Genomic DNA, 18,952 nt, shown 5'->3' with positions numbered 1-18,952 from the left:
CCAGGAGCGTCCACGCCCAGACGTTGACGGGCGTCAAACGGCGAGCCTTTCGCGTACGCGGAGCGCCCAGTCGACCGCCATGGCGGCCTGCGGGGGCACGACCCCGTTGCCCAGGGCGCGCAGTTGGAGGTTCCTGTGATTGCCGTCCACATGCCGCCAGATCGCCGGATTCGTGACCCAGCCGTCCTCCAGACCCATCATCCATTCCACGAACCTCGGGGATAGGTGGGAGGCCGACGGGAACCGGGAGCCCACGGACCGGGTCTTCCAATAATCGAGCACGCTTTTGTCGGGCAGGCGGGTCGCGGGGATCGGGATGTCCGGGTCCATGTCCTTGCAGCCGGGCCAGAACATGGGGTCGATGAGGCTCATCCCCCGGTCGGTTTCACGCCAGCGGGCGAGCATGCGGTCGCGTATCGGCTGGTCCAGCCGGGCTTTCGGATGCGCGTCGAACGGGGCGTGGCGGGCGAGCCAGTACGGTTCGAACAGTGTGGGGTCGGCGGCGTTCGCCCCGATCCAGCGGCGCAGGCCGCCGGTCGCCTGCGTGGGACAGGGGGCGGGACGGCCGGACACCCGCTCCCAACGGCGGATCGCCGCGGTGAACCGGCCGAAGCGCACGCCCCTGCCGTCGTCCAACCCCCACAGGCCGCCATGATAGGGGCCGGGGACGGTGATGCTCATGTTGTCGGCGGCCACGGGCATGCAGTCCTCACTGTTCCTCTGGTTGCTGCCCTTCCCGCCTCTGCTCGTCGGCGTGGACAGCACGGTCACATTCCTCATCATCACATCCTCCCTCAGATTGCCGGTCGAAGACCGGGGCATGATCGCATCCATGCAGTTCGGCGTGGGGAACAGGCGGATGTCGTCGCTCTTCTTCGCCCAGTCGGCGCACGTGACCGCATGCCCCATGACGGCCCGGCGTGCGGGCCTCATCGTGCCCCCGTTCCACTCGTTCGACGTGGGCGTCGGCAGGCAGGTGACCTCGTCGGACAGGTGGATCGTACGCGTTCCCGCCGCGATCACCTCGCCCGCGTCCATGATCGCGTTGTTCAACGAGACGCCACGCCAGTTCTCCCCCGGCCTCCAACAGCCGCGCACCGTATTCCGGGTCGCGTCCATCACCGTCGGCGTCAGCAGCCACAGGTCGTCATCAGTCCATGACCACGGGTATGCGTCAGACGGCCTCAAGGCGAACGATGCCTGGTCGATCTGGGTCGGCAGCCTCGAATCATGCTCCCTGACCTTCTCCGGGTCCATGCGTCCCGGCAGGTCCATGAGCCGCACCTGCGTGGACAGGAACGTGCTCCTGTCCAACGGGCGGCCCGACGTGGCCGGGGCGGCGAACACCCCGTCCGACTGCTTCGGCGTGTACAGGAACCCATCCGCCGGGGTCGGAAGGACGCCGATTCCCGCGACCGAGGCCGCCAGGCTCGGGTTGCCGGCCCCGAACCGCTGGTTCGGCCCCGTATGCCCCGCATCCCCCGCCTTGATGGTCGGCAGCATGGCCGCCTGCGCGGGCAGCGGCGCATCCCCGTTCCCGTATGACTGGTTCGGCCCGCCCTTCGCGCCGTCCGTCGCCTTCGGCGTCACCAAAGCCGATCCGGCCGCTGGCACGGGGACCGTAAGCCACGATCCGGGCACCATATACACGCGGCCCGCCGCCATGACGCCCGATTTCGGCCACGCGTCCATATACACGTCCACATCGCCGAACAAATCCGGCTCCCCTGTCGTCCACACGTCCCTGTCCGCATCCCATACGGCCCAGGCGCGGCCCTTCGGCCTCATGGGCGGCAGTTGGGCGAGACGCCTCAGCCGGGCATTCGACGGCTCGCGCGCCGTGGACGGGTCGCGCGGCCAGGCGGTCACGAAGATGCGCAGCCTATGGTGAGGGGCCCCGATGTCGGCGGCCTCAAGACCTCGCCACACCGCGTCATAACCCAGGTTCGCCAGATCGCCCAGCACACGGCCCAACGCGCGGATCGTGGGCGCCGTATGCACGCCGTCCAATCGCTCGCCATCCGCCAGCACCGTGTCGCCGTTGATTTCGAACACATGCCGGCCGCACGCCTTGCAGACGACGGCCGCGCACTTCTCCGGATCGGCTTCCAGATAATCGCGCAGGACGGTCGCCAAAGGCTTCGCCCCCTCCGCATCCGGGTCGGGCGGCGTGAAACCGTCCGGCGGGTCGACGGAGGGCGTCACGCACGCGCACAGGCCCGCCTTCCCCAAAGCCTTCGCACGCCGGTCCGCCTCCGCCAGATCCTCGCGGCTGGAGGCCGTGGCGGTCAACGCACCCTGGACGTTTTCCCATAGCAATAGGGGACTCTTCGAAGCCTTCAGAATATCCGCCTGATAGCTCCACAATCCCGACCGGGTGCCCTCATGCATGCCCGCGCGCAGACCCGCAAGAGACAGGGACTGGCAGGGCGACCCGCCGACGACCACGTCCGTATCGGGCAACTTCTCGAAGTCGATTCCGGTGATGTCGCCCAGGTTCGGGCAGTCGTCGCCGTGCGCGTGATATGACTCGATGGCGCAGGGGCCGGGTTCGATGTCGCTCGTGTAGGCGACGCGCATGCCGCCGCCCAACGCCATGTCGACGCCGAGATCCAATCCCCCGTATCCGGAGAAGAGGCTGCCGATGAGACCGTTGTGTTCAGAATTGTTCTGCATACATGACTGTATGCGTTCCCCGCATCATGCCCTGACGAGAATCCCGTCCACCATGTACGAGTCGGCTTCGAGGGTCAGCGCATGCATGGTGATGGTTTCCCTCATATCCTCGCGTTTGCGCATGTGAGCCCAATAGCCTCGGTCGCAGATGATGGATTTGCGGATCCGGTCATACGTGTTGATCAGATAATTGGTTCGTTCGTTGACCCTGCGTCCCTCGATGAGGCACACTCTGTTGGGTTCATGGCTGGAAATACTGGATGCGCGCCCGAGTCCAGCCTCCAGGGTCTTGATTCCGAGTATGAGTTTTCGGCTGATCGAGGTCGCGTGCATGCCGTTCCGGATCGGGTTGCCGTCCGACTCCCAGTACCCCTGTAACAGGGCCTGCCGCCATTCCTTTTTCATGCCGAACGTCCAGCCGGGCAGATGCTTGTTGATGGCTCCCCGGCCGAAATTGTCCTCGAACCAGTGGAATTTCGTTTTGTCGTAGCAACGCCAGTAGTGGCCGGTCCTCTGGTCCTGTTCGCTGAACTTCCAGCCCAGCGCCTTCATGTGGGGCATCAGGGATTCGACATCCCTGAACCCGCAGCAGACGCCCACCTGCTGGTTGGTGCTTCCATCCCGTGATTCCCACACCCAACCATCGCCGAGGAAACGGCCCACGAAATAGAAGAACTCCTCGTCGAACACGACGTTCTCCAATGACGGGATGGGCAATTCCGGGATCCGGCCGACGTTAAGCCACATGTGAGCATCCATGTTCGAAGCAGACCGCCAGCCGTCCTTTTCGAACAGGGTGGGGTAGGTGCGGTTTGCGTTGTCCCAGGGGCCCTGGAAACGGTGTCCCGCCATAAACATGCTTTCCGGCGCGCAGATTATCCCATTAGAACCCTGCCCGTGCAGGATAATGGCATCATCCCGTTTTTCGGTCATGGTCTCAAGAACCGGCTTCCAACCATCCGACCCGGTGAGGACCAGATCGCCGATGCCCACCGATTCGATGGGCATGAAGCCCTTTCCCGTCAATACCGGCATATCGTCCGCGAACCATGAGAATGGTTTGTCCGTTTCGTTTCGCATACGCCGTCGTATGCGAAACGCGACCCTTATTGTTCGACGACCCTGTCGAGCGTCCATTCGCGCGCGTAGTAGGGCCCGTTGTCGGTCATCCACCCGGCCATCGCCGACCGGCCCTCATAGCGGCCGATGTCGGCGATGGCCGGGTCGTCGGTCTTGTGGAGGCGGATGAGGTCGCCCGGCATGGGGTCGCGCCGCACGGCCTCGGGCAATGGCGTGTCCGGGTCGGGGAACGCGGAGCCGTCGCCGACCCAATGGTCGACGCAGTCCGAGTCCACGATGTAGGGTTCGCCCGCATCGGTCCTGCCGGCCAATGCGGGGCGGAAGCGCGTCCATTCGTCGCCGTCCCGTTGGGCCACGATCCCGTCCCGGATGCGGGCGAGGAGGCTTGCGGGCAGGTTCTCCCAACCGATGATGTTCTCGTGCATGCCCGCGCGCATGCGTCCCCGACGCATGGCCTCCGGTTCCGCGGCCCGCCGTCCAGGGGAGGGCGACGTGGCGCGCCTGCCGGCCGATGGGCATGTCACACACGGCAGACCCTCCCCCCGCTTCCGGCCCGTGGGCGACGCGCCGCATGAACGGGACGGAATACGATATCGTGCACGCGGTCGCATGGTCGACGGCGGGCGGCATGCCCCGGCCGGGCCGGCTTCCCGGCGTCGAATCTTCTTGAAACCATGCGCCTCGGGGACGCATGCAACGGCGCATGACCCAACTGGAATCCCTCGAACACTGGTTCACGCGCCTGTACGGGCGCATGGCGGGCGGGCGCATGGCCGCCGCCTGCCTGGAGGACGGGCTGGAGCGCACGGCCCTGCGCTACGGTCATACGCCGGACATGCGGGAGGCGTACAACCGGCGTCTCGACTGTTCGCCGCAGCACTGGCTCTCCGCCCGGGGGCTGATGCCGAAAAGCCTGCTGGAGAACGGCATCCCGTGGCTGGAGTGGATGGACGCGCATCCCGGCGACGATCCGGACAAGGCGTGGGACGCGGTCGCGATGCGACGCCTGGACGACAAGCGGCGTCGCGGCGTGCGCCACGTGACGCCCACCCCGTTGTCCGACGGGTCGAACTCGACCGGCGGACGCCCCTACGGGTTCAACGGGCGGCGCCGGTTCGAATCCCTGCTGGACATGGGACGTCTCGAATGGTCGCCCGGCATGGGCGCCGCCCCGGACATGGCCGCGGACGGGTTCGAAGACATGGTGCTCACGGCCGTCGACCTCGGCATCGACCCGACGACCATTCCCGTCTGACGGACAGGCCGTCCGAAACCCCGTGGAGCCCCGCCAAGCGCCCGGCACAGCCCGACGGGCGCATAGCGGACCGCATGGTCATGGACAGGAACGGCAGGGGCCACCGGGCGAAGGGCCTCCCCCAAGGGTACGCGGGCACCTACGAGCCGGCGTCCGGCACGTCGGGCGGAGACGTCATGCCGCCCGCCGCCGAGGACCTCGACCCGAAACGCTACGGGCACAAGAGGGCCGTCAGGCTTGTGAACTGGCGGGTCGAACACGATCCGACCAGCCTGTGGCTGCAAGACCGGCTCAAAGCCGTCAGGCCGGGCGTCGACAGGGACGGCAACCCGTTCGACTACCGGGACGAGCCGGTGCTCGACCCGGCCGACGAGGCGCGCATGATCGACGACGCGGTCTACCGGGAGGACGCGGACGGACGCCCGCACTACGGGCGGATCATGCGCGCCCTCGCCTCCTGGTATCCGAACGAGGCGGAACGCTTCGACATGGCGCGCAGAATCGCGGAGAACCGGTGCGACGCGCTGCGCCGCAACGTGATCGGCGACCCGACCCGATGCTACTCCGCCAGGCTCGTCGGCTACGCGCTCACCCGCCCCGTGCGCATGGAGGCGATCCTCGCCCGGCCGCCCTACAATCTGAGCGCCCACCGGATGCGCGTCGGCAAACGGTACATGGACCGGATCGGCGCGTACGCGCGCGAACACGGCGGACGACTGCCCGACAAAAGGCAGCGCGACCGGATCTGGGACGAGAACATGGGCGACTTCATCCACGAGAAGATAGCCAGGGGCGTCCAGTACGGGCGCGGCATGTACTATTCCGACGGGTCGAACGCGCGCCCCGAATACCATGGACGCCCGCCCCGCCTGGACGCGGACGGGAAACCGTTCAACGCGCGCGAGGACTTCGAACGCATGCTGGCCGCCGGACGTGCGGAGCTCGACCGGACGCCCGGCGAATTCGACGACGTGGTCAACCGGATGGACGCGCATGACGCGTTCGCCTCGGGCGGCGCGGACGCGCACGCCGCATGGACGGAGGCGCGCCGGCGCGGCCTGGACGTGCGCCTGATCGAGGATGCGCTCGGCGTGGACGCGTCGGACGCGGCCGCATGGGAGGCGGAGTATCAGGCCTTGAGCTCGGGCGCCCGGTAGACGCGGGGCACGGCCGCGCCCGCGGGCCACATGTCATGGTCGCGGGCGAACCGGACTATCACGTTGACGACGGTGTCGGGCATGGGCCGGGCGAGCATCGCGTCCAGGCCCTTTTTGTCGCCGGCCAGCCAGAACACGAGGAGCGCGAGGTCCATGGCGCCGGCCGCGCATCCGGGCCTCGTCCCCGCGAGCGTCGAAAGCGTGTCGCGCGCGGCCGTCAGCCGGCCGGGCCTGGGCGTGACGGGGATGGGACGGCGGCGCAGCGCGTCCATCGCCTCCCCCATGCCGTCGGGCAGGCGCGCGGGATCCGCGGCGCGTGCGGCGAGCGTGCGTGCGTCGAGCGTCGGGTCGAGGAGGGAGAGCGCCATCATGTCGCGTCCCCTGGGATCGTTCAGGCCGGCGGCGAGCCGGTCGGCGGTCTGGTCGTTCATCCACGTGCCCGCGCCGCCTTCGAGGCGTGCGACCCACTCGTGGGCCAGGTTCATGTAGTCTTCCATTGCCGTTCCTCCGTTTCCACGGTGTTGTGTGCCCCCGGGTATGCGTTCCCCCGTCCGCTAGAAGAGCGGGAGGCTTGCGGGGCGTTCGAGCCGGTCGGCCGTGAGCGGCAGGTACGTGGGGTCGAGCTCCGTGGCCGCGCACCGCAGGCCTTCCCGCCGGCATGCGTCCAGCGTGGTGCCGGAGCCGGCGAACGGGTCGAGGACGAGGCCGTGGGGCGGGCATGCGAGGCGGGCGAGCCATCGGGTCAGGTCCAGGGGTTTGACGGTCGGATGGGCGAGCCGTCTTTCGCCCACCGGCACGGTCAGGGCGAGCGCCTCCGCGTCGAGCAGGCACGCGGGGTACGCGTCCGCCCCGGATTCGAGTCCCAGGCGCGCGCAGCACGCCTTCCACGCCTTGTCCCGTGTCCGGGGGCGGACGAGGCGTTCCAGGGCGCGTATGGGCCTGTCCTGCGCTTTCGGACAGTAGTAGAAGCGCGGCGCGTCGGCGGGCAGGAGCCGGGCCATGGCCTTGTCCATGAGGACGTTCGACGGGTGGCGGCCCGGTATGCGCGGCCCCATGGGCCTGGGCGTGCCCGAATCACGGAACGTGTCGCCGCCGCGCGGCGCGTCCGGACGCCCCCCGGCGGTCGCGTTGAGCCGGTAGCGGCGCCCCAGCTCCCCCATGTCCGCGTCCAGGGCGCAGGCGGCCACGTTCAGGGCGCCCGTCCCGTGGTCCATGAGGTTGCGGCCGAGCATGGACTCGCGGGGGCGCTGGGCGACGAGGATCGGCTCCCATGCGGGTTTGAGCGCCGGATTGAACCCGCGCCAGGGCCGCGCCTCGCGGGTCTTCGCCTCGTAGCGTTCCGTGTAGGCGACGTTGCGTTCCAGGGACGCGGAGTCCCGTATGACGCCGGTCCGGTCGTCCCTCACGCCGAGCGCCCGGTCGACCGCATGGTCGCCCCATTCGCCTTTCGGCATGCCTGACGCGTACAGCCAGCTGATCTGGTCGCGGATCAGCCAGCCCGCGTCCTCCATGGCGCAGGCGAGCCGGTGCCAGGTGCGGGGCGAGCCGAACACGAGGGCGAACGCGCCGGGGCGGACCGTGCCGAGCATGGCCGTCCAGAATTCCGGGTCGAAGGCGATGCCGGTGGAGTCCCAGCGTTTCACCTCGCCCGCGGTGCCCAGGCCGAGCTCGTAGGGCGGGTCGGTGACGATCGCGTCCGCGGGCGCGTCGAGGAGGTCGGGCAGGCGGCGGGCATCCGTGTTGTACAGGGTCAGGCCGTCATGGTCGATGAATGGTCTCATGGGCCCCGTGTATGCGTCCGCCGGGGCGGGCATCGGGCCTGTATGCATTCCGGCCGGCCTGTATGCATCCGTATGCATCCGGGGATGCATACATCTTTTCTTCCCGTTTCGGCTTGGTTCCAACGTTCCGGGGGTGGTCCGGGGCGTGTATGCATTGTATGCATCATTCCCTTATAGAGGATTCGAAAGAAAGGAAGGAAACCCCATATATTGATGCATACAATGCATACAAGAGAAAGGAATTTTATTTTTTCCTTTATATATAAGGGTTTTCGGGCTTTTTCCAAGCCTTTTTTGTATGCATCCCCGGATGCATACAAATGCATACACGCGAACCGGAATGCATACACGGTCCCGCGCATGCGGCTCCACGGCATCGCGAACCCCCGGGGAGCCCGGCGAAACGGATCGCAGGATCGCATGGAAGACGGGAACGTGAGGGCGACGCTCGACATGCTCGCCGGACTGGGATTGGAAGTGCGCGTGATGCGCGAGACGCCGTTCCTCGCGGTCGTGGAGAACCCCGCCATCCCGTTGCGCAGGGTCGCCGTCGCCGCCCCGGACGGGGACGGGTCCGCCCGGGCCGCCATGTTCGAAACCGATCCGGACACCGGCCGCAACCGGCCGCACGGGGATTCCGCGGCCGTCCCCCGCGACGATCCGTGGCCGGCGGTCGCCGGCATGTGCCGGACATGGCCGGCCGGCCTCGGCGCGCTCGGGGACGCCGCCGGGCTCACCCGGGCCGAACTCGCCCGCAGGACGGGGATCGCGGCCTCCAGGATCAGCGAATACGCCCGGCCGCGCCCTGGGCGCGCGGACCCCGGCAACATGACGCTGCGCACCGCCCGCGCCCTGGCCCGCGCGCTCGGCGTCACCATCGACGACCTGTACGACGCCATGGCCATTCGCATACCGGAAAACGGACCGACGGTCCGACAGGCGGGAACATCCGATCCGGTCCGCCGGGCATGAAAAAGGGCCCGCACGGCACGTCGCCAAGCGGGCCCGGGATCCACCCCCGTCTAGGGGCGGACGAGCAGGAAACGGTACGGGAGAGGATCCGTCTCGCCGCGCATCCACACGCGCAGCAGCGGCCAGCCCGCGCCCGTCGCGGCGGCCGCGGCATCGGACAGGTCCGACTCCTCCTCCACGACCAGGTTCGCGAGACCGTCCGCGGACACGAACGCGTCCGACAGGCCCGGGATGCGCGCCGAAAGCCCCGAAGCCTCCATACGCCACAACTCCCACACATGCAATACGGTCGCATCGTACGGGTGCGCGTCCGGCCCCGCATGATCCGAACCCGCACGCAGGCGCATGCCGGCCGGGCCGGCCGCCGCGCGCGGCAGCAGGGCGAGCAGACGCCCCGCACGCCGGTCGAACTCGCGGGCCGTCATGCCCGACGGCATGTCACGGCTCGAATCCCACAGGACGTGCACGCCCGACGATTCGTCGAACGTCTCATACGGGGTGAGAACCATATCCGCTATGATGCGCCTCCCCTCCGGTCAGACGCCCATGCCCGCGAACGGGTTCGACGCATCCTGCGCGTCCGGCAGGCCGAACGCGGCCAGCGGATCGGTCTCCCCGCCGATACGCTCCCCGTCGCCCGTCTTCACGACCGCGTTGAGCATGGCTCCCACGCCCGAATTGTCCTGCTTGTACGCGTACAGCCACACGTTGACGCGCACGATGGCGCCCGAATACAGGTCGGCGGCGGTCAGACGGCGACGGTTCGAATCCACGACCCAGCCGGCCGCGGCGAGATCGGTCTTCGTGCCGGTCTTGAGCACCCAACGGCCCTCATACTCCTCGTACACGTCCTTCTTCAGCTTGCCCACGTTGTCGCCGCGGTCGAACTTGGCCGTGTCCCCGTCCTCCACGGGCAGGCGCAGGCGCCCCACCCACTCCTTGTCGTCCATGGAGTGGCCGGAGAACGGCGCGTACGACTTGCCGTCCCTGCCGGGTTCGCCGTCGATGCCGCGCCGGATCGCCTCCGCGCATTTGGCCTGCAGGTCGCGCATCATCTGCGAGACCGCGGGATCCTTCTTGTCGAACAGCACGGTCAGCGTGTACTTGCCGTTCTTCGAATCGGGTTCGAACAGGTGCGGGAAGTTAGCGATTCCCGGCACGGTCACGAAGTTCAGGCGTTCCGCCTGCTGGTTCTGGTCTGCCATGTCCCATGGCTCCTTTCACGATTGGTCCATGTCGGCGGCGTCGGCGCGCCGTCACGCCCCGGTATGCGTCCCCGGCTCACGCGCGGATGCTTTCCGGCCTGAACCCCACGTCCTGGATGTCCGGCCCGTCGATGCGCACCGTCGTCAGCTCCCGCCCGTCGAACAGGGCCGCGTACGCGCCGTCCGCGAACGGGATGGAGTCGCCCGCGCACAGGGCGCCCGCCTCGTGGGCGAGCCGGCGCGCCTGCTCCCCGTCGCCCAGGTCCGCCAGCGATTCGATCCGCTCCTTCAAACCCCAGGCGCGCGCGTCGTCCTCCACGCCGCGCGTTTGCGCCCGTCGGCGGGCCGGCATGGGCGGGACCACGTCCCCCGCGCCGCCGGCCCGCATGGGCGCGAACGTGCCCGCATACCCCTGCGGCAGGCCGCCCGGCCTGTGCGCCCTGTTGTTCCTGTCAACGCTCATTCCAGCTCCTTCCGGTCGTCGTCCCGCACGCTATGCGCCCGCCCGTCCGGCCACGCGTAGCCGCGCAGGCGGGCGGGGAAATATTTCAGGCGCGCCCGGTACAGCAGCCACGTGCACAGGAGGGTCGGTATCCCGTTTGATTTGCGCAGGTTGTGGCGGGCGCACAGGCCGACCAGATTGTGCCGGTCCGTGGCCCCGCCCCTCGACCACGGGTAATGATGGTCCATATGCTCGATCGGCCCCCGGCATCGCAGCAGGCCGAACAGGCCCCGATGCTCGCACCGGCCGCCCGCCGCCATGCGGATCCACGTCCGGTCCGCGTCCGGGAACAGGCGGACCGGATCCCGGTCGAACGGGTTGTCGGGCTTCGGCATGCGCAGGTTCATGAGGATCAGGAGCACGATCAGGAGGCCGGACAGGCACAGGATCGGGACGAGGCGCGCGCCCGCCATGATCCGGACGTCACGAAACGCGCGTATCAGGCCGGCCGCATGCTCCCCCGCATGCCACGGGTCCACGGTCGTGTCCGCCGCGTATTCGGGCGAATCCTCCGACAATGCGGCGCGCATGCGACGCGCCAGGAGCGTCCAGTACGCGCCTGCCAGGCCGCCCACGCCGATCAGGGCCGCCCATGGCGACCACCGGTCCGTGTCCGACGCGAACCTGTCGCGTTCCCTGTCCTCCGATTCGCGGCTCATCGCAACGCCTCCATGTCCGTGTCGGACGCGAACCCCATGCGATGGAGGAGCCGCATCGCCGCGACCGCGTCCCCGTGCAGGTCCGACACCCATGCGGCGAGCGCGTCCCGGTCGGGCCGGTCGGGGAACAGGCCGGGCCAGACGCGCATGGCCGCGCGGATCACGCCCGTCGCCCCCTCCCGGTCGCCGTGCGCGTCCATGTCGAGGGCGCGCATGCCCGTCAACGCCAGATTGGCCGTCAGCGCCAGGCCGGCCGTCTGCCGGGCGAACCCGATCTGCTCGCCGGCCGGATACCCGCCGGGCCAGGCTTTCAGCATGCGCGCGCGCATCCGCTCCATGATCAGCATCGTCCCCGCGTCGTCCGCGTCCCCGTCGAGGGCTGCGAGCGTGCGGGCCGCCGTGTCCGCGTCCGATGGCGTGTCCTCCACGGACGCGTACCAGACGCCGTCCCCCGTGTCGGCGAGCAGGCCCATTGCGTCCAGGGCGACGGTGATGCGGGTCGCGTACCCAGGGTCCGTCTCATGCGGGTAGCGGGCCCAGATCTCGTCGGGCAGCCATGCGAACGGGAGGGCGAGCAGTTCCATGGTGCGCGGCGAATCCGGTCTGACGGCCATGGGTTCGGGTATGGGCAGCGGGCCCGTGCCGGGGGCGAGCAGCCAGCCGGGCGGCGTGCCATGCCCCAGCTGGTAGGCGACGTCGGTCCGGTTGGCTTCGAGCAGTCGCGGGTCGGACAGGAGATACGGGTTGTGTTCGCTCATGCGCCCCTCCTATGCCGTGCCGTGTTCGCCCGCTGTTCGGCGAGGAACCGCCGGTAGTTCGGATCGTTGCTCTCGTCTGATATGTCGCCCCGCTGTTCGGCGCGGCTGAACCGCCGCTCCTCCATGCCGCGCGCCCGTTCCTGTTCCAGGAGCGCGCGCGTCGCCCCGCTGTTCGGCGCGGGTATGCGGATCGGACGGGCCGGCGTGGCGGCGCGTCCGGCCGCGTGGCGGCGCGTCCGGCCGCGCCGCTGCATGTCGTCCAAGAGGCGTTCGCCGACGCGCATCAGCGTCCGCTCGTCCAACCCGTTGTTCACGGTCAGCTTGTTGCCTTTCCCGAAGTCGACCAGGGGGCTGTTCTTCGACGGGGCGGGCGGCCGGACGGGCGCGTCGGGGCGAGCCCCCGGCCGCCCGGCCGGCCGCTCGCCCGCCCGGTTCGCGGGGCCGTTCGCGGCGCGCATGCGCGACTGCGGGGACACCTGGGCGAACGCGGGCCGGGACGGGGGCTGCGGGGCCTTCGCCTGCTCGTGGATGTCCTCGGCGAGCTGGCCGATGTCCTCGGCCGCCGTGTCGGAGCGCATCACCTTCCTGACCTGGCTTTCGAGCTCGTCGCCCTGCAGGGATTTCGCCAATTCGGCGCGCACCTTGTTCTCGTATCGGGTGGTCGCGAGCCGGTTCTCGTCCGGGGTGGGACGGTCCGCGAGATATTCGGCCCTCTCCCGCGTCTCCTTCGCCTCCGCGGCGATGGCCGCCTTGTCCGCCTGGCTGGGCCCGTGCCCGCCGGCCGACCGGCCGCCGCCCGTCATGCCGTGCATGGCCGGGGACGCGCCCGCCTTCACCCCGTTCATCACGGTTCCGGCGAGCCCGCCGCGCCCACCGTCCTTCATGGCCATGCCCGCGGAGCCGAGCGCCATGGCGGCCGAGCCGCCGGTCGCCACGCACACGCCCGCCGCGATCGCGGCGCCCGCGGCCATGGTCAGGCCCCGTTTCATCGCGTTGCCGAACCCGGCGAGCTGGGCGAGGCCGGGCAGGCTGAACGGGTTGCCGATCCTCCACACCTTCACGCACAGGAGCTTCACGGCCTTCACGTACAGGACCGGCAGGAAGATCGCCGCGACGAGCAGGCGCAGGACCCCGCCCTGCGTGTTCCCGTCCGCGTCGACCATGCCCAGGAGGGTCATGCCGATGTTGGTGAACAGGATGCCGAGGCTGCCGAACAGGGCGACGACCGTGGGGCCCGCCACCCATGCGAGCATCTGGACGAGCGCGTTGCCGACCGCCCGACGGCCCGCGTCCGGACTGACGGCGAGCAGGAGCAATGCGAGGAACAGGCCGATCGCGGCCAGGCAGGCGACGAGCATGCTCAGCGTCTGCAGGCTGCCGCACCCCAATCCCCAGACGATCAGGTTCACCTCGCCGGCCACGCCGTTCAGGAACCCCTCCGACAGGGTGCCCAGGGAGCTTTTCCCGTGCTGCTGGTCGATGAGCCGGTAGGCGGCCGTGTTCTGCTGCATGTTCCCGCCGCCGTTCGTAAACACGAGCTGCTGCCAGCCGCTGGTCGCCGTGTTCACGTCGAACAGGAGCGCGAGGTTCGCGATCTCGCTGCGCCTGTTCGTCTTGTCCGAATCGTCAACGACGGGCTTCGCCTTGTCCCCGTCGCCGCGCGTCACATAATACGTGTCGTTCCCGTCCGGGTCGACGCCGGTCAAAGCCGCCTCGCAGGAGGATGCGAGCGGCCCGCCCGCTTTCCGGCTGACGACGCCCGCCGCGGAGCCCGCCAGGGGTTTCTTCTCGATCGCGCCGACGAACTTGAAGCCCGCGCGATCCTTGAACGAGCCGTCCGCATCCACCTTGCACACGTTCCACAGCATGACCCACCGGTCGAGCATCTGGGTGGTGGAATCCGCGGGCAGTTTCAGCGTGTACTGGGCGCGCAGGTCCTTCGCCGTGCTCATCATGGTCGGCCAGAACGCGATCGCGTTCTGCTGGGTGGCGTTCACGCCGCCCATGCCCGCGGTCGTGATGTCGCTCATCGCCTGCGCGTCCGCGCCCGCACGGTATTCCAGGATCCGGCAGAACACGTTGCTCGCGTTCTCGCCCGTCCCGTAGGAGCCGCGCATCCACGCGCGTAATCCGGTCTCCTCCCACATGAGGTTCACGCCGTCCGACATGGCGTTCCGGTTCTTGCGGGCCGCCTGGTTCAATACGGACGTGTACCGTCGGCAGGACGCCATGTTCGACTGGTCGGACGGGTCGGCGACCAGTCCGCCCGTCCCCTCCAACGCGTTGTTGAACGCCTTCGTGATGCCGCCGCCCGCCTCGTCGACCACGCTTTTCGCCGTGGACACCAGCCAGTACGGGGTGCCCGGGTACGCGTCCGTCGGATGGGCGGCGCTCGTCGCGCCCATCATGTAGAACAGGCCGAACGCGAGGAACAGGCAGACGAGCCGTCTGGCGAGCACGCCCGTCCCCTGCCGCATGTAGACGGCGACGATCCCGGCCACGATGGCGACGAGGATGGGGATGGCGAGGAAGAATCCGATGGTCGCCGGATCGAACAGCGCCCGGTAGATGCCGGCCGCCATCGTGTTCGCGGCCGGGCCGGCCACGGCGATCGCCCTGTCCGAACCGCCCAGGACGCCACCGTCGGCCAGGTTCGCGGCCAACGCCCACATGCCGTTGCCCAACGCGTTCATCATGTGGCCGAGCGAATTGCCGATGGTGTCCGTGAAGTTGAGCATGTTCACGATCCTCGACGCGAAATCCTCACGGCTGGTGCCCGACAGGGTGGCCGTCGCCCACCGCTCGACGGGCAGGCAGTCGAGCGCCCTGCAGACCACGTCCGTGTTGAGCATGCCCACATTGGCGGGCGCGCCCGGCGTGACGCCCCCGCCGCCCGCGTCCTGCGTGGCGAGGACGATCATGTCCGACATGAATCCCATGCGGGATCCTCCTTCGTTGTCAGCGGTCGATCACGTGGTCGTGGAATTCGATGAGCTCATAGCCGCCCGGATCGTACGGTTCGAGGCTTCCCGGACGGACGAACCGTCCATCCATGCCGTGCCGGCGCGCCATGATCCGGTCGATGCGCCGCATGTTGCGCTCCCCTGCCACGCTGCGCCGGCGGACGAACAGGACGAGCGCGGCCGTCATGCCCGCGGGGATCAGCAGGTACGGCCACCATTGGCCGGCGGCGGCCGGCAGGACGCGTACGAGCGTGGCGAGCACCGCGCCCGCCACCGCGCCCGTCGCGGCGATGAACAGGTTCGTGCTGGACACCCATTGGCGTCCGCCCAGATGCAGTTCGTCGACCTGCGAGACGCGCTGGCCGCTGACCGACGTCAGATCGAACAGCATGATCCTACAGTCCGAACACCTGGGCGATGATGTTCAACACGATCTGGAACAGCATGGCGACCAGCCCGGCGACGAACGGGAGGATCTGGGAGGGCAGGATGCCGCACAGGCCGAACGTGATGCCCGCGCAGCACCATCCGATCGTGCCTCCCCCCTGCAACGCCTGCCCGATCTGCGTGGACGGCCACCATTTACGCAGGACGAGCAGCACGACGCAGGTGATGATCACGCCCGCGCCGACCAGGACGAGCAGGGTCGCGAGCGCCGCGTTGCCCGTCACGAAACCGCACAGCTTCGACACGCCGTCCCTGATGGGCTGCACGATCTGGGGTGCGGCGGCGACTTCCACGCTTCGCATGGCTTCCATCCTTTCCTTCCGACGTCATGATGCGGCCCCCTATGCGGCATAGGGGGCCGCATCATGCGAAGGAAAAGAATCGACGAGGACGCGGGCTGGCGCGCCCCCGACCCGAAACGCGACGGCGACCCGGACCGCCAGTTCTCGAGGCGCGCGTTCCGCCTCACCGGCCTGCGGCTGCTCAAATGGCAGCGGTGGATCGCGATCATGCTGCTCCTGATCGTCGCCTACCTCATGTCAAACCCGCCCGCCGCGTCGAAACCCGCCCCCGCCACGGACCTCGATCCCGCGGGACGCGTCGAATCATGGGCGCTGACGGAGCAATGGCTCGCCAAGGGCGCGTTGGGCGCGGACGCGCGGATCGTCAGCTGGAACGGACAATCCCACGCCACCGTGTCGGACGGGTCCAGGGACATGACATTGAGCGTGAACACGCTGATCGTGGACTCCGCGAACGGCTGGTGGCGGGTCAGGACCACGATCACGCCCGACGGGCGCCTGTCCGGCTGGCCGAGCGTGGAACGCCTCGACCTGGCGGGCGCGGACGACAAGGGCGATACGGGCATGTGGAAGGACACGCTCGGACAATTGACCGCGTCCGACATGCTGGACACGACCGTGCGCAAATGGGCGGACGCGTTCATGGGCTCCGATTCGGACATGCTGACCGTGCTCGTCAACGATCCCGACCCGAACGCCTGGTATCGGGCGCAAGGGCTCGGGTCGGTGACGGCGGCCACCATCGACGGGGGCGCCTACCTGGACAAGGGGAACGTGGACCGCAACGAACGCAAATCGGACCGGGCGGCGCTCAGGGTCACCGTCACCGTCGCGCACGCGGACGCGGGCGACGGTTCGGCCGCCCAATCCCAATACTCGTACGACCTGCTGGTCGCCGACCCGGACGGCACGCCGCGCATCCTCGCCTGGGGGGCTCCCGGCACGGGCGCGACCCTCAGGGAGCATGGGAACCGGGCGCCCGGCGCCCGCCCCGCCTCCGGATCGGGGGACACGGGCGCGCCTTCGGAAGCCTCCGGCGGATCGGACGTCTCCGGATCGGGGGACGGCTCGCGGTGAACGGAACGCATACCCGGATCCGGCATGGGAGGACGGACATGACGGCGGACACGAGACGGGACCGGACCAGACTGCGGCGCGGGCGCGCCAGGCAGCGGCATATCGCCCTGCTCCTCCTGTTCGCACTCGCGGCATCGGGCATGGGCGCATGGCTCGCGAACCCCGCGCCCGCGACGGCGGACACGACGGTCCGCGCCTCGATCGGCGTGAAGGGCCGTCCCGACCCGTTCCCCGCCGCGGACCGCGACCGGACGCGCACGGACCTGACGGCGGACGGCACATGGGATATGGGCGACCGGCCGAAGGGCAGGCTCACCATCATCCACGCGGACAATCCAGTGGTCCGCGACCTGATCAACGGGCGCGACGAGGACCGGACGCCGGCCGGATTCGATCCGGACCATGCGACCGGCGACACGGGCAACACATACGCGTACGGGCAATGCACATGGTGGGCGTACGTGCGGCGCACGCAACTGGGATTGCCGGTCGGCAGCCGGCTGGGCGATGGCGGCATGTGGGCCGATTCCGCCAAGGCGCTCGGCTATTGGGTGGACGACACCCCCCGGCAGGGGGATGTGATCGTGTTCACTCCCGCGCAGGTCAACAACGCATGGGGGCACGTCGCCATCGTGGAGAAGGTCAACGGCGACGGTTCCATCGAGATCAGCGAAGCGAACGTGAACGGGCAGGTCGGCCCGTTCCGACGCGCCATCGAGGCGAAACAGACGCACGAATACCAGTACATCCACTATTAGATGCGTTCCGTCGCCGATCCGGCGCGGAAGCATGGCGGCCCCCGCGGGGACGCATGCCGTCGGCAACGGTTAGAATGGATGTCAGGACAGACAGTCCAAGGGGCTGCCCCAGCATGTCGCCGGCACGTTCACTGCGGGAATCGGCGTGATCGGCCTGGATCCGGCGCTCAGACGCGGGTTCGGCGACCGGCTGGTCCGTTGCTGCGAGCCAGATGACCGAGAACCGTCTAGCAGTGGATGCGGGAGCATATGCTGACCCGCATCCCCGAAGTCTTCTAGATGGCGGGTCCCAACGGGCCGGCGGGCAGGACGATGAGGACCTTGCGTCCCCGGTCGTCCGCGAGCGCGGCCCTCACGCCGCGTTTCCTGGCCGCATGCACGGCCATGAGCGCGAGCGTGTCCGGGTCCGTCTCCCGCAGGGTCGTGCATTCGCCGCCGATGATCAGCTGAGCCATTCCCCCAATCCCCTTTCCCGTCAGTCGATGTTGCCGAGCAGCCGGGCGGCGAGACGGTAGCGCCGGTCCATCTCCCGAGCCGCCTGTCCCGGGTCTCTTTCCTCGCCGAGATGCGCGTCCGTGTCCTCCATGAGGATCCGCTCCTGTTCCGGATCGAGCCCGTAACGGCCGGCGAGCGCATGGGAATACTGTTGCGCGCCATCCCCCTCCGCGATCCGGTCGCCCAACGCCCCCCAGTCATGCTCGTCCGCCAAGGCGAGCATGTTGCCCCGCCTGATCGACTCGTTGAGAAGCCCGGCCTTGGCGAGCATGTAGGCGGCCGCCTCCCTGGCGCTTGACAGCTCCTTGCCGCGCTTCTCCTCGTATGCGGCGATCTCGTCCGCATGGGTCCTGCTGTAGGATTCGAACGCGTCGATCGCGTCCACGTACTCCCTCGACGGTTTCGGCTCCCGTTCGAGCCTGCGGATCTCCCCGTCGACCCGCCGGTCGAGCTCGCCGAATTCGGGGTACGTCTTGCGAAGCACGTCGCGGCGGGCGAGCATGAACGCGGCCGCCTCCCTGTCCGACGAGATCAGATCGCCGCGCCGGGCGACGAACGCGCCCACCTCGTCCCCGTGGATTCTCTGCCATCGGTCGAACGCGGCCGACCATCCGCGTATCCTCCGGATATCGTGGTCATCGCCCGACTTCTCCAGGCCCGCCAGCCGCCCGTACCATCCGTCCATGCGCCGGTTCGCATCGTCAAACCCCCGGACGGTCAGGCACGTGGCCGGATCCATGCCGGGCGCGGCCACGTCACCCGACGCGCCGCCCGTGTCCCCCGTCTCGAATCTGCCGCCGTCGGGTGTGCCCTTCGGCTTGTGGCTCCTGTTGTTCCTGTCCATGACCATGGTCGAATCTCCTTT

General features: G+C 68.9%; 20 protein-coding genes. 5 read left to right on the top strand and 15 right to left on the bottom strand.

What is annotated here, in order from left to right; genetic code table 11:
- Window positions 1-33: 33 nt before the first annotated feature.
- The 3 genes from BLIJ_RS06210 to BLIJ_RS06200 are packed head-to-tail and all read right to left on the bottom strand — an operon-like array spanning window position 34 to window position 4,208.
- A complete protein-coding gene (locus tag BLIJ_RS06210; RefSeq protein ID WP_012577565.1) occupies window positions 34-2,676 on the bottom strand; it encodes a DNA cytosine methyltransferase in 2,643 nt (880 codons plus the stop codon).
- A 24-nt stretch (window positions 2,677-2,700) separates the two neighbouring features.
- Window positions 2,701-3,756: an LAGLIDADG family homing endonuclease gene (locus BLIJ_RS06205; protein WP_014484841.1), complete on the bottom strand. Its 1,056-nt coding sequence runs from the start codon at window positions 3,754-3,756 to the stop codon at window positions 2,701-2,703.
- Between the two features lie 26 nt (window positions 3,757-3,782).
- Entirely contained in the window at window positions 3,783-4,208 is a 426-nt protein-coding gene (locus BLIJ_RS06200) for a hypothetical protein (protein ID WP_014484840.1), read from the bottom strand.
- Between the two features lie 251 nt (window positions 4,209-4,459).
- On the opposite strand from BLIJ_RS06200, the gene BLIJ_RS06195 reads away from it, so the two are divergent.
- Window positions 4,460-5,011, top strand: a complete 552-nt coding sequence (locus BLIJ_RS06195; protein WP_231837872.1) for a hypothetical protein — start codon at window positions 4,460-4,462, stop codon at window positions 5,009-5,011.
- Window positions 4,903-6,168, top strand: coding sequence for a hypothetical protein (locus BLIJ_RS06190; protein ID WP_231837871.1), 1,266 nt, complete (start codon window positions 4,903-4,905; stop codon window positions 6,166-6,168). The genes BLIJ_RS06195 and BLIJ_RS06190 overlap by 109 nt, the downstream gene beginning before the upstream one ends.
- Here the strand turns inward: BLIJ_RS06190 and BLIJ_RS06185 are convergent.
- The gene (locus BLIJ_RS06185) at window positions 6,141-6,665 is read right to left on the bottom strand and encodes a hypothetical protein (protein ID WP_012577560.1); all 525 of its coding nucleotides are present in this window, start codon (window positions 6,663-6,665) and stop codon (window positions 6,141-6,143) included. The genes BLIJ_RS06190 and BLIJ_RS06185 overlap by 28 nt on opposite strands.
- 57 nt (window positions 6,666-6,722) lie before the next feature.
- On the bottom strand, window positions 6,723-7,949 hold the full coding sequence (locus BLIJ_RS06180) for a DNA methyltransferase (RefSeq protein WP_014484838.1): 1,227 nt from the start codon (window positions 7,947-7,949) through the stop codon (window positions 6,723-6,725).
- A gap of 420 nt (window positions 7,950-8,369) precedes the next feature.
- Between BLIJ_RS06180 and BLIJ_RS06175 the strand changes: the two genes are divergently transcribed.
- Window positions 8,370-8,921 carry a helix-turn-helix domain-containing protein gene (locus BLIJ_RS06175; RefSeq protein WP_012577558.1) on the top strand — a complete coding sequence of 184 codons (552 nt, stop codon included), beginning with the start codon at window positions 8,370-8,372 and terminating at the stop codon, window positions 8,919-8,921.
- Window positions 8,922-8,971: 50 nt separating this feature from the next.
- Here the strand turns inward: BLIJ_RS06175 and BLIJ_RS06170 are convergent, their stop codons facing one another.
- The 8 genes from BLIJ_RS06170 to BLIJ_RS06135 form a co-directional block, all read right to left on the bottom strand.
- Window positions 8,972-9,430 (bottom strand): hypothetical protein, encoded by a 459-nt coding sequence (locus BLIJ_RS06170; RefSeq protein ID WP_012577557.1) that lies wholly within the window; start codon window positions 9,428-9,430, stop codon window positions 8,972-8,974.
- A 27-nt stretch (window positions 9,431-9,457) separates the two neighbouring features.
- Window positions 9,458-10,126 (bottom strand): ssDNA-binding protein, encoded by a 669-nt coding sequence (locus BLIJ_RS06165; protein ID WP_012577556.1) that lies wholly within the window; start codon window positions 10,124-10,126, stop codon window positions 9,458-9,460.
- Window positions 10,127-10,202: 76 nt separating this feature from the next.
- A complete protein-coding gene (locus tag BLIJ_RS06160) occupies window positions 10,203-10,589 on the bottom strand; it encodes a hypothetical protein (RefSeq protein ID WP_012577555.1) in 387 nt (128 codons plus the stop codon).
- Window positions 10,586-11,287 (bottom strand): HNH endonuclease, encoded by a 702-nt coding sequence (locus tag BLIJ_RS06155; protein WP_012577554.1) that lies wholly within the window; start codon window positions 11,285-11,287, stop codon window positions 10,586-10,588. Before BLIJ_RS06155 ends, BLIJ_RS06160 begins: the two co-directional genes overlap by 4 nt.
- Window positions 11,284-12,045, bottom strand: coding sequence for a hypothetical protein (locus BLIJ_RS06150; protein WP_012577553.1), 762 nt, complete (start codon window positions 12,043-12,045; stop codon window positions 11,284-11,286). Before BLIJ_RS06150 ends, BLIJ_RS06155 begins: the two co-directional genes overlap by 4 nt.
- On the bottom strand, window positions 12,042-14,984 hold the full coding sequence (locus BLIJ_RS06145; RefSeq protein WP_012577552.1) for a hypothetical protein: 2,943 nt from the start codon (window positions 14,982-14,984) through the stop codon (window positions 12,042-12,044). The genes BLIJ_RS06150 and BLIJ_RS06145 overlap by 4 nt, the downstream gene beginning before the upstream one ends.
- Window positions 14,985-15,003: 19 nt before the next feature.
- Entirely contained in the window at window positions 15,004-15,399 is a 396-nt protein-coding gene (locus tag BLIJ_RS06140; protein WP_012577551.1) for a hypothetical protein, read from the bottom strand.
- Window positions 15,400-15,403: 4 nt separating this feature from the next.
- Entirely contained in the window at window positions 15,404-15,766 is a 363-nt protein-coding gene (locus BLIJ_RS06135; protein WP_014484836.1) for a hypothetical protein, read from the bottom strand.
- 54 nt (window positions 15,767-15,820) lie between these two features.
- On the opposite strand from BLIJ_RS06135, the gene BLIJ_RS06130 reads away from it, so the two are divergent.
- Both BLIJ_RS06130 and BLIJ_RS06125 read left to right on the top strand, forming a co-directional pair.
- Window positions 15,821-16,834, top strand: a complete 1,014-nt coding sequence (locus BLIJ_RS06130; protein WP_012577549.1) for a hypothetical protein — start codon at window positions 15,821-15,823, stop codon at window positions 16,832-16,834.
- Window positions 16,835-16,872: 38 nt separating this feature from the next.
- On the top strand, window positions 16,873-17,592 hold the full coding sequence (locus BLIJ_RS06125) for a CHAP domain-containing protein (protein WP_012577548.1): 720 nt from the start codon (window positions 16,873-16,875) through the stop codon (window positions 17,590-17,592).
- Between the two features lie 275 nt (window positions 17,593-17,867).
- On the opposite strand, the gene BLIJ_RS06120 is transcribed toward BLIJ_RS06125, so the two are convergent.
- Window positions 17,868-18,047, bottom strand: coding sequence for a hypothetical protein (locus tag BLIJ_RS06120; protein WP_012577547.1), 180 nt, complete (start codon window positions 18,045-18,047; stop codon window positions 17,868-17,870).
- Window positions 18,048-18,067: 20 nt separating this feature from the next.
- Entirely contained in the window at window positions 18,068-18,937 is an 870-nt protein-coding gene (locus BLIJ_RS06115; RefSeq protein ID WP_012577546.1) for a hypothetical protein, read from the bottom strand.
- Window positions 18,938-18,952: the final 15 nt, after the last annotated feature.

This window comes from Bifidobacterium longum subsp. infantis ATCC 15697 = JCM 1222 = DSM 20088, assembly GCF_000269965.1.
In the GTDB taxonomy this organism is placed as follows: domain Bacteria; phylum Actinomycetota; class Actinomycetes; order Actinomycetales; family Bifidobacteriaceae; genus Bifidobacterium; species Bifidobacterium infantis.
Note: the sequence above shows the minus strand (reverse complement) of the source record. Positions and strands in the feature narration are given on the sequence as shown.